This window comes from Variovorax sp. GrIS 2.14 (genome assembly GCF_046115955.1).
In the GTDB taxonomy this organism is placed as follows: Bacteria; Pseudomonadota; Gammaproteobacteria; order Burkholderiales; family Burkholderiaceae_C; genus Variovorax.
Map to the genome: position 1 here is coordinate 46,140 of NZ_JBJXIA010000021.1, position 10,035 is coordinate 56,174.

Genomic DNA, 10,035 nt, shown 5'->3' on the forward strand with positions numbered 1-10,035 from the left:
ACGGGTAGCAAATTAGGTGAGGCAACAGGTCAGCGTGGGTAGCATTTTTGATGCGGCAATGCGCCGGCCAAGGTAATTGTCGCCAACCAGCTGGGACGACCAACTCCATTCAAGCATCGTCAGCACCAGGCCCCAGCGAAGGCCGTTCACGTGAAGCTTGGCCTCAGGTCGTGCCGCATGCTGGCGCGCTTGGCAGGTGAGCTGGGCCAAATGCGAACCGTAGTTCAATGCGCCGCAAGAGTTGCGCCGCAATTCACGACTGATCGTCGAGAGCGAACGCTGCAGGGTGCGGCGCATGGCGCGCACACTGCAGTCTTGCTGGCGCATGCTTGCAATGGTGATGCGGTCTTCGGGCTGGAGTTGCTGGTACGTGATCAGATTTGACATGGGACACCCTATTGGAAGGGGTGTTGCACTTCAAATTTGAGGCCGCCTAACCTTTGGCCTTTTTAGGCGACTTAGCTTTTTCGTAGTATTCCAAAAGCTGAAGCATGGTGTGCTTCCCCGCTGGCGCCAGCGTGATGCTCCCCGATCGGATCTCGGTTTCAGTCTGCTGTGCCCAACGCATTGCCGACATCTTCGTCGGAAAGCTCGAGCATTAAGGCGGACAGCCCTCTACGCGCACTTGCGCTTGGAAAGTCGAAACTCCCGTGCTGTCTACGCGTTCTCTGATGTTTGCCAAGGTCATTTCCTCCAGCAAAGTGGAGCCGTGACGATGCATAAGTGCAGAGTTCTGATCCTGAACGCTGAGGAGTTTTGCCGTCTGCTGTGACATGCCGCCGTTGTGCTATGAGTTTTATAGCACCACGGCGGCTATTTGATTGGTGCCGGAGAGATGAATCGAACACCCGACCTTCTCATTGCGAAAGAATGGGTGTGCGTTGCCGCGCGTCGGCGATTGCGCCGGGGCAGACGCTGCTTGGCGCGTCCAACGGCGTCTGTACCCGTGCGCAGGAGGCCATCTTCGGATCGTGACATGGATCCTGACACGATCAGCAAGCTCTGGCTCAAAAACAAAAAGCCTGCGATCAGTTTGATGGCAAGCTTCCGAGTGGTGGCACGCCCGTGTTGGGTGGTGGGCCCTGAGTGACTCGAACACTCGACCTACGGATCAGGCGTCCTTGGGCGGCGGCGTCTCCAGCATGCTGGCCACCTTGCTGCGACGGATCGCTGCCGACTGGTAGTAGCCCTGGAAGGTGGCGACCGTGCGGGGGATTGACCCCCTCGGTGCAACGGCAAACCGGTCCTCTGGCACGCTCACATGCCCCCGGAGTCTGACTCGCAAGCTACCGCGAAGTGGACCCTGGCATGGCGCCGTCGCACCCGCAAAACGAGCGATGCAGCGCTTATCTATGCGTACGACCAATGGCACGGGTATCTGCTGCTGTATTTCGCGGTAGAGCCGACGGCCCATGCGCTCATTGAGATGCGCGACGCCGATTCCCGCGATCTGATGAACTTGCTGGCGGACATTGCCGAGACATTCATCCACGACGGCTCCGTCATCGTGTGATCGAGGCCCGCGATGCTGGCGCCCCCGCGTCGCGCTTGGCATGATCTACCCATGATCCTCACCCTCGACATCACCAAGATCGAAGCAGGTCTGTACGAAGCCCGGTTGTCGGAGGGCGGGACCGAAGTCACCGCGCCATCGGCATGCGACACCATCACCGCGGCTCTGCGGGCGGTGGCACAGGACATCCCCGACGACTTCGCCCACTTCGTCGAGGTGGACTACAGCGGCGTCTCGTCCGGCACCATCGGAACGACGCGGCTCGCGGCGGAAGCGGAGGCGGTCGCCGCCCGGCTTGTGGAACTGGTGGCCGCGGTGCATCGCTCCGAAGAAGATCTGGCGCACCAGCGGCAAGCGCAGGCGTCGGCGGCTTCGGGCTGACCTAAATGCGCACCGGGTGCGCATTTGGCGGCTCGCATCGAATCGTCGATAACTCCGTACCCGGTGCGGACTTAACGCCCCGGCGCGCGCCGCATCGGAGGGTCCACACTGAATGTGGAGGCTCTCGGCCAACGGTCGACCTTTACTCAAGGGGCCGAGTGTCTGCTACGTGGTCGTTGTAGTACTCGATGATCTCCGAGAGATCGGTCCCGGCCACGCCCCGAATGCCTTTGGCGTCCTTATGCCGTAGGTTCGCCAGGATCTTGTGCAGCGACATGATCTCGACGTTGCATTTCCCCGACGCATTCCACTTCGAACGGATCTTTGACTACCCCATGGATGAGCACGCAACGCCACTTGAGGCCAGGCCAGGCTGAGGACCGAAGCGCTTCCTTTTTCGGGGCGTGGAACTTCTTCGCTGCCCAGGTGTGCGCGCACGAGCGAATCATTTCCCTTGGCCGTACCTTCGCCGCGGTCTTGATCGTCGCGAAACCGCCTTCGATTTCTTTCGTGGTCAGCGGTGCGATGTAGCCGATTGGGCGGACGCTTACTTGAACTTCTACATGCCAGGCTTCAGGGCAAGGGATACAAGGCGTGATTCGAGGTAGCGAACGTGCCCCTTTGTGAGGTTGTCGTCCTTGCTCGTGAACGCGACCAGCTCGGACCAAAATTCTTTGCCTGAGATGTGTTGATAAAGCCGATCCAGAACGACTTCGGCTTCGCCGATGTAGACCGCCTCCTGCCCGGTTTCTTCATCGGAACCAAACACGAAGTAGACACCGGGACGCTTTGCTTCCGGCCACTCCCGAAGTTCTTGAAAACGTGTTCGTGGACAAGCGATGGCCTGACCAGTCCAGTTCACGATCTCGCCATGTCGGACGCCTGAGACGGTGCCATCTGCAAGATAGATGCGGATCGACTTTCCGAGTGCCACAGTGGCTCCTGCTTCATCAAGTTTTTGAAGCCGTGAGCGAGGAAGGCACACTCACCATAAACAGAGGGTGCCCGCCGGTTGGGCTCTCACTTTGCGAGAAGTTGAACGGCCATCACATCAGCAGGAACTTCGTAGGGCTCCCCGTCGCGCACCTTCATCAACAGAGCAACGGCAGTGTCTGAGTACTTCCGTGTTTTGCTTCCACTCGTCTCTCCCGTCTTGATGTGAACGTGGTAGATGTTATCGAAGGATTTCATGTCGAAATCTGTGTCTGCCTTAACGCGAGCAATCAACTTATTCGTAGCAGTCCAATGCGGCAACCCCAGCTGCTTTGCCAACATCCCCGACGTGTACGGATGGTTGGCGTTTGCAGCGGAAGGGTCCCCGAGATTCGTTACCCCAAAAAGCTTCGCAAATGCCTCTTTGTTCGAGATGGCGTGTTCGAGCGCCTCGTAGTTGACCTGAACGTTCTTCGTCGGAATGTCCGTGCGGATCAGGTTGAGCATCCGATGCGCCAGTGCCCGAAGTGCTTTCAGGTTGACCTTTTCCATCGTCCCACCGATGCCGAAAGCTTTGTAAACCCAATCGAACGAATCAGCAGTGATGCTCTTGATGCGGACCGTGATGCCGTCGCCTACCTCCAAGACGTGCTCACGCGCTGGATTGCTGTCAGCATTCTGAGTGCCGTCCCACTGAAGGATGTAGATGTTTGGAATCAGAGACGTGGTCGGGGTAAACATTCGACTCATGTCGTACAGCACACTTCTGATGTTGGGATCGCTCGCGCTGTGACCGATGAAAAGCAGAGGGTGTTCGGCGAAGTACGTCAGCAACTTGGCACTAAGGTATTTTTTGTCGCGTTCAAAGGCGTCGTAGTCCTCCTTCGTCAACACCACGGAATGCGGGTCGCTGATCGACCCATGTATCTTGAAGAGTTCCCCCACAACAAGGGCTGACTGCCGGAAGACGTTCTGACCAACTACGACCTCGTACTCCGGAAAGATCGGTTCTAAAAGGTTGTCATAGTTCGTGGTGATTACAGCGTGTGGTCCGAGTTCACGGAGCGCCTTCAGTTCGGCAGCTAAGTTCTTGCTGGCGCCCTTAGTGCTGAGATTCAGGAGGCGTTGAATCGCCCCGGCCCGGGGCGATTCAGAACGAGTTCGCCGCTGAACTTGCGCGCGTCACGGTCTGGATTGGCGAACTTCATTGGCGGCTGCAACACGGCTATGCGTTCAAAACTAATCCGGTACTTGAGCCGCTTGATCACATCGAGTGCAGGGACGCGCTTGTGTCCTTCATCGAGCATGAGGAGACGATTGAATGCAAAGAGGCCGCGTGGCCTAGCGCAACAGTCGTCATAGGCAACCCGCCGTTCCTCGGCAATAAGCGCATGCGTAAGGAACTAGGGGAAACCTACACGGCGGCATTGCGCAATGCTTACCGTGGGCGCGTCCCCGGCGGCGCCGATCTTGTGTGCTACTGGTTCGCAAAGGCAAAGGATCAAATTGAAACCAGCGGCTTGGGCGCGGCGGGGCTGGTCGCAACGAATTCGATTCGCAGTGGCGCTAACCGTGAGGTGCTCGACACGATAGTGCAAACAACAAGAATTTTCGAGGCTTGGAGCGATGAGCCGTGGGTCAATGAAGGCGCTGCGGTGCGGGTTTCGCTGGTCGCTTTCGGTGGCGCCCACACGACCACAAAACTGAATGGGATAGCCGTCGACGGAATCAGCAGCGACCTGTTGGTCATGCAGACATCAGAACACATCGACGGCAGCGAGCGCCCTGTCAAACTGGACGCCAATGTCGGCGTTTCTTTTCAGGGGGCCGTCCTTGTCGGCGACTTTGAAATCACTCAACAGACTGCTGTCGAATGGCTGCGATTGCCTAATTCACATGGGCAGCCGAACAGTGAGGTTCTTAAGCCGCTTTGCAACGGCCGGGACATCAATAGCCGGGGCCGCGATATGTGGGTGGTCGACTTCAACCGCCGCACAAAAGAGCAGGCAATGATGTTCGAGAAGCCCTTCGAATACGTCGAGAAGACAGTCAAGCCACAGAGGGCCGATAACACGCGACGTGTCCGGCGCGAGCAGTGGTGGATTCACGGGGAACACGGGGGCGGCTTTCGCGCCGCGATAGCCGGACATGCGCGCTACATCGCCACCTCACAAGTCTCGAAACATCGCATATTCGTATGGCTGCCCGTCGCGGTGTGCCCGCACCAAACCGTGATCGTGTTTGCACGTTCCGACGACACGACGTTGGGAGTCCTGCAATCGCGCATTCATGAACTATGGTCGTTGCACATGGGTAGTTGGATGGGGAAAGGAAACGACCCACGCTATACCCCGACGACATGCTTCAGCACCTTTCCTTTCCCCGATGGTTTGGCGCCTAACAACGGCGTTGCCGGCATTGAAGCGACTGACGACGGCGTCGCCATACCGCGCGATCTGACAAAGCCCGGAACGCGCGCGCATGCAATTGCGATCGGGCAGGCCGCAAAGACGCTGGTCGACCGCAGGGACCAATACCTAAATCCGCCAGAGTGGACCGAGCGGGTTCCGGGTGCTGTCCCCGTAGGTCGAACCGTGTCGCCTTACCCAGATCGAATAATTCCCAAGACGGGGCATGACTCGGATTTGCAAGAACGCGCGTTGACCAAGCTCTACAACAACAAGCCGGCATGGTTGCGGGGCCTACACGAGGCCCTCGACGGTGCAGTCGCCTCAGCTTATGAATGGGCCGACTACACGCCGGCCATGCCGGACGAAGAAATAACGGAGCGCCTGCTAGCCCTCAACCTCGGTGTCCAGTGATACGTCCGAGACGTCTTATGAGATTGAGCCCGGCACAACGTCGACAATAGCAAGATGACACATTTGCGCCATGTCTCCGTCTTTGTCGATGAGCCCGAGCCGGGCTGCTTTCATTGGGTGCTTCACGAAAGCACTGACGACGCGACGGTGTGGGTCGACATCGAGGCGAGTGATATGCCGTTCTCGACATGGTCGGCGGCGTTGGAGGTCGGCATCGTGCGGCTGTACAAGCTGGCCGCCGACGAACGCACCGGGCCGCGCGCGCCGGGTGAGGATGATGACGCGGCGCCAATCGGCTGACGATGGCACAACTCACAACACTCGCGCACGCATTTCTAGCCGCACGGGCGGCACGGTTCGCGTGGCTAGATAAGCTGTGCGCGGTGGCGCCGGCGCACGACGGCGACTACGAGCCGTTACGCTTGATCCGCGAGGCCCTCGCCTGTTATCTCGATGGCTATATCATGGCGGCGAACTTGACGACCGCCGCACACGTTGAACACACGCTGGTCGAGGAACTGCGGCGTCGGGGCTTCGTGCCCGTAAAAGCGTCGCCTATTCTCCATGGCGCCATTGCATCTGCAAGCGCGAACAAACTCTTTGCCGACCCAGAAGTCCTTGAAAAGATCGACCACCTTCGGCAGGTACGAAATCCGCTGACGCATCGCAAGGTGGACGGCCACAAGCATTCGGTCATGAGGCGCTCGCGCGCACCAAAGCGCGCCCCTGAATTGATTTTGGAGGACGACGCACCGCTCGGCCTTGAGGTTACGCATGGGCTGTTTTTCGCATCGCTGCGCCCGTTTAAGGCACCGACGGTGCCTGACGTTGCGGCCTCTTCGGAAGGCCAATCGTGATTTCAAAAAGAGGCTGGGTACCGCTGCTTATAACGGTCGTAGCGCTCGTTGGGGCTGTCGCCTATCGAATGGAACTCTGGGGTTTATTAAAGAGCATTCCAGCTGTCGGTTGGGCAGCAGCCTTCGGAGCCGTCATCGCGGCTGTTATCAGTGTGGCCGGCGTAGTCGCTTCGAACCACAGTTCAATGACACGCCTGCGCGAACAACACGCATTCGACCGCGACGAAAACATAGCGCAGCGCCAGCATGATGCTCACGAAGCTGTGCGTGCCCGTGATCACGACGCCGCTTTGAACGCGGCGAATCACAAGGCTGAGATTCGGCGAGCGGTTTATATCGAGGCGATAGAAGGAACGCTGACGACCCTTGCCTATATCGGTGGTCTGTTTATGCGAACTCCGACGTTCGACGGCCTAGACGAAAAGGTCAACCTCGATTTTCTGAAGGCGAGCGCAAAGGTCTGGTTGGTCGCGGAAACCGATGCTGCCTTGCACGCCAGAGAAATGACGGGACTGATGACTGAGGCGTTGGTAAGTGCAATGATTCGAGCGGCTCCGCTGCGGCAGAGCCTTGCGGCAATCCGCAACATCGAGGAGCGTACTGCCCACGCGCTGACCGAGGTGCGCCGCATCGAAACAAAGATCGCGGACACGTCAGTGCCTGCGGCCTCAACGGGCGAGATTGAGGCGTTGCATCAATCGTTGAGGGTCGCGGCTGATTGGTTGCTTTCGCTGAGGCAGACGCTTGCGCGCATGGAGGCAGAACGCGGCCCCAAAATCCCGACTTACATGCGAATAACGATGAACGAATTGAAGCCCGTGCAAGAGGGTCTGGTAAAGATGGTGAGCCTGCTTCGTTCCGAAATACATCTCGCCGGAAATCATGCGGAATTTGCTGCTCAGTTGGTCAGGATTGAACTGCAAGCACGTGCCATGCTGAACCGGGTCTTCGGCTTCGGCCCCGATCATTTAGAGCGATTGTGAGCGGTATATAGCTCTGCCCACGTGACGGTGTGCCCCGCGTGCCAGTCACCGGCCGCGCTTTCGATGACGGTGACCGCGACACGCTTGCGCGTGGGATCGTCGGCGGCAGCATCCTGCAGATATTCGGCCCATGCACGCGTCCGGCCGTTGCTTGATACGGTGCCGCGTTCGAATATCCACAGGAATCCTCTGAGTGCGGGATGGGTGTCGAGGTAGTCGGTCAGCGCGGTCGCGGCAGGACCGGCGTCGCGGAACTTGGTTTCAATGTCATGGGCGTACATAAACGGCAGTCTTTGACGCGCGCGGCATGCGACCCGGTCAGCCCACCAACCGGCCGACGGTAAGACGGTGCCCCGACGCGTCAGGCGGGCGTGTGGGGCGTTATTCGGGCGGCGTCGGGCAAGTGCGGCGGCAGGGCAGGGGGCGGGCTTAGATGGCGCGGTCCCGTAGCTGGCGGCGCAAACGCGCCGGGCGCTGCGGGGACTGGGGGCCGGGGGTACACCGCCGATTGGTCGCCGTTGCCAACCCCGTTGCCAACTTTTTATTTCGCGTGGTCACCTGAATACGATGCGGCGCCGCACGGTTCCGTCAGCGGCAGGATGGCGGCGAAGTCGTACCCGCAGCCGTCAAAGTACGATTTAGTAAGCCCGCGAAGGCCTGCGTTCCCCTTGGTAACGGGGAAATAATGGCAATAAACTTGGCAACGGGCAAAAGTAAAAAGGGCCTTGCTATCAATTAAGTAGCAAGACTCTTAGTGCCCATTGGGCTTGTAGTGGCTCCTCGACTTGGGCTCGAACCAGGGACCTACGGATTAAGAGTCCTTCGGCGGCGGCGCATCCAGCATACTGGCCACCTTGCTGCGACGGATCGCTGCCGACTGGTAGTAGCCCTGGAAGGTGGCCACGGTGCGGTGCCCCGTCATGGCCATGGCCTCGCCGATCGGCATGTCGCGCAGACCCGCCTCCGTCACGAAGCCCGAGCGCAAGGAGTGCGCCGAGAAGCGGCCGTCCAGACCTGCCGCCGCGCTGCGTGACTTCACGATGAACCGCACACCCTCTGCGCCCAGCGGCGTGCCCATGCGGTCGCCCGCCAGCACGCGCCGGAAGATCGGCCCGGTGGTGATCTTGGCCGCGCGCAGGGCGCCGATCCAGTCGCGCATCGCCTCAGCAGCCGAGCCCACCAGCGGCTTGTAGTTCTCCGGCAGGTCCTGGCCCAGCTGGTTCGCCTTGGAGTGGCCCAGCTGGTTCGCCTTGGAGTGGCCCAGGCGAACCAGCTGGGCCAGGTTGCTGCGCATGAACTCCAATCTTCACAGGCGAGCTCCTCACTTTCAGGAGCAGTTTCCACACTTACCGGGTTGTACAGATTTCCGGGGCCAGCTCTGTTGAGCGACTGCGTGCGGAGGTTGCGTACCTAAAAAAATTGCAGGCCTTGGTTCGGGAACGGCAAGCTGCGCAGAAAGAGCGCAAGCCGTCCTCGAACTGAGGCCAAACCACCCGTTGCTGACGCTGCTGAAAGCCGCCGGCTTGTCGCGCAGCACGTTCTACTACCAAGCCAAGGTCTTGGAGACTGGGGACAAGTACGCCAGATTGAAATCAAGCATCAAGGCCGTCTACTAGCGCCACAAGGGCCGCTACGGCTATCGGCGCATCACCGCGCAGCTTCGCCAGGCAGGCCAAGCCGTGAACCACAAGACGGTGCAACGGCTGATGAACAACCTTGGCCTGAAATCGCTGGTTCGGCCAAAGAAATACCGGTCTTACCGAGGCGAGTGCGCCTCATCGCCCAATGTGCTCAATCGCCAATTCAATGCAGCGCGGCCGAACGAGAAGTGGGTGACTGATGTGACCGAGTTCAACGTCCGAGGCGACAAGCTCTACCTGTCGCCGATCACGGACCTTTACAACGGGGAAATCGTGGCCTACGAAATGCAAGCACGTCCTCTGTACTCTCTCGTCGGGAACATGCTCAGCAAGGCGCTATGCAAGCTAAAGGGACGAGCCGCTGTGCCACTTCTGCACTCCGATCAGGGATGGCACTATCAGATACCTGCCTATCGCAAGCAACTCAGCGACCGCGGTCTGACGCAGAGCATGTCTCGCAAAGGCAATTGCCTGGACAACGCCGCGATGGAGAGCTTCTTCGGAACGCTCAAGTCCGAGTTCTTCTATCTCAACAAGTTCGCTAACATTGATGAGCTGCGGGCGGGCCTACGCAGCTACATCCACTACTACAACCATCAACGTCTGAAGCTCAAACTGAATGGCCTGAGCCCGGTCCGGTACCGCATTCAGGCGTTGAGTTGCTAGCTTCTAATTGTCCAACTTCTGGGGGTCAGTTCAAGCCGGGGCGATTCATAACACAGGTCTGGGTCTGGCCAATCTGTACGGTTCGGGCGCTGGCGCCGGCGGCGCAGGCAGCGACAACTACGCTCGCACCAGCAACGCCATCGGCGAGCCTGTCCTGAATTTTGTGTTCGAGGCATAGCATGACCCCAAGGAGCATGTATGCCGACGAGCAAGACGAAGACGAAGAACGCGGCGATCGCC

General features: G+C 59.2%; 13 protein-coding genes and 1 pseudogene. 7 read left to right on the top strand and 7 right to left on the bottom strand.

Translation table 11 applies throughout. The annotated features are described in order from the left end of the window. Positions 1-12: 12 nt before the first annotated feature. Together RCH10_RS23340 and RCH10_RS23345 are read right to left on the bottom strand one after the other, a co-directional pair. Positions 13-387, bottom strand: coding sequence for a helix-turn-helix domain-containing protein (locus tag RCH10_RS23340; RefSeq protein WP_409054282.1), 375 nt, complete (start codon positions 385-387; stop codon positions 13-15). A gap of 724 nt (positions 388-1,111) precedes the next feature. Next, the gene (locus tag RCH10_RS23345) at positions 1,112-1,261 is read right to left on the bottom strand and encodes a hypothetical protein (protein ID WP_409054283.1); all 150 of its coding nucleotides are present in this window, start codon (positions 1,259-1,261) and stop codon (positions 1,112-1,114) included. Here RCH10_RS23345 and RCH10_RS23350 point away from each other — a divergent pair, their 5' ends adjacent. Both RCH10_RS23350 and RCH10_RS23355 read left to right on the top strand, forming a co-directional pair. Next, the gene (locus RCH10_RS23350; protein ID WP_409054284.1) at positions 1,262-1,513 is read left to right on the top strand and encodes a hypothetical protein; all 252 of its coding nucleotides are present in this window, start codon (positions 1,262-1,264) and stop codon (positions 1,511-1,513) included. 51 nt (positions 1,514-1,564) lie between these two features. After that, positions 1,565-1,894: a hypothetical protein gene (locus RCH10_RS23355; RefSeq protein ID WP_409054285.1), complete on the top strand. Its 330-nt coding sequence runs from the start codon at positions 1,565-1,567 to the stop codon at positions 1,892-1,894. A 559-nt stretch (positions 1,895-2,453) separates the two neighbouring features. Here RCH10_RS23355 and RCH10_RS23360 read toward each other — a convergent pair. The 3 genes from RCH10_RS23360 to RCH10_RS23370 all read right to left on the bottom strand — a co-directional run bounded on the left by RCH10_RS23360 (position 2,454) and on the right by RCH10_RS23370 (position 4,134). Then, positions 2,454-2,828 carry a GIY-YIG nuclease family protein gene (locus tag RCH10_RS23360; protein WP_409054286.1) on the bottom strand — a complete coding sequence of 125 codons (375 nt, stop codon included), beginning with the start codon at positions 2,826-2,828 and terminating at the stop codon, positions 2,454-2,456. An 86-nt stretch (positions 2,829-2,914) separates the two neighbouring features. Further along, the gene (locus RCH10_RS23365) at positions 2,915-3,958 is read right to left on the bottom strand and encodes an SIR2 family NAD-dependent protein deacylase (RefSeq protein ID WP_409054296.1); all 1,044 of its coding nucleotides are present in this window, start codon (positions 3,956-3,958) and stop codon (positions 2,915-2,917) included. Further along, the gene (locus RCH10_RS23370; RefSeq protein ID WP_409054287.1) at positions 3,943-4,134 is read right to left on the bottom strand and encodes a hypothetical protein; all 192 of its coding nucleotides are present in this window, start codon (positions 4,132-4,134) and stop codon (positions 3,943-3,945) included. Before RCH10_RS23370 ends, RCH10_RS23365 begins: the two co-directional genes overlap by 16 nt. Between RCH10_RS23370 and RCH10_RS23375 the strand changes: the two genes are divergently transcribed. From RCH10_RS23375 to RCH10_RS23390, 4 genes are read left to right on the top strand one after another with little or no spacing between them, the layout of a single operon-like run. Then, positions 4,042-5,649, top strand: a complete 1,608-nt coding sequence (locus RCH10_RS23375; RefSeq protein WP_409054297.1) for a DNA methyltransferase — start codon at positions 4,042-4,044, stop codon at positions 5,647-5,649. The two genes, RCH10_RS23370 and RCH10_RS23375, sit on opposite strands and share 93 nt — an antisense overlap. Before the next feature lie 54 nt (positions 5,650-5,703). Continuing rightward, on the top strand, positions 5,704-5,949 hold the full coding sequence (locus RCH10_RS23380; RefSeq protein ID WP_409054288.1) for a hypothetical protein: 246 nt from the start codon (positions 5,704-5,706) through the stop codon (positions 5,947-5,949). A gap of 2 nt (positions 5,950-5,951) precedes the next feature. Then, complete coding sequence (locus RCH10_RS23385; protein ID WP_409054289.1) at positions 5,952-6,506, top strand: hypothetical protein; 555 nt, start codon at positions 5,952-5,954, stop codon at positions 6,504-6,506. Next, positions 6,503-7,489, top strand: coding sequence for a hypothetical protein (locus RCH10_RS23390; RefSeq protein ID WP_409054290.1), 987 nt, complete (start codon positions 6,503-6,505; stop codon positions 7,487-7,489). The genes RCH10_RS23385 and RCH10_RS23390 overlap by 4 nt, the downstream gene beginning before the upstream one ends. Here RCH10_RS23390 and RCH10_RS23395 read toward each other — a convergent pair. After that, positions 7,471-7,770: a hypothetical protein gene (locus RCH10_RS23395; RefSeq protein WP_409054291.1), complete on the bottom strand. Its 300-nt coding sequence runs from the start codon at positions 7,768-7,770 to the stop codon at positions 7,471-7,473. The genes RCH10_RS23390 and RCH10_RS23395 overlap by 19 nt on opposite strands. Positions 7,771-8,300: 530 nt before the next feature. After that, complete coding sequence (locus tag RCH10_RS23400; protein ID WP_409054292.1) at positions 8,301-8,783, bottom strand: tyrosine-type recombinase/integrase; 483 nt, start codon at positions 8,781-8,783, stop codon at positions 8,301-8,303. 95 nt (positions 8,784-8,878) lie between these two features. Here RCH10_RS23400 and RCH10_RS23405 point away from each other — a divergent pair. After that, positions 8,879-9,795, top strand: a pseudogene (locus tag RCH10_RS23405) (IS3 family transposase); the annotation flags it as partial. Positions 9,796-10,035: the final 240 nt, after the last annotated feature.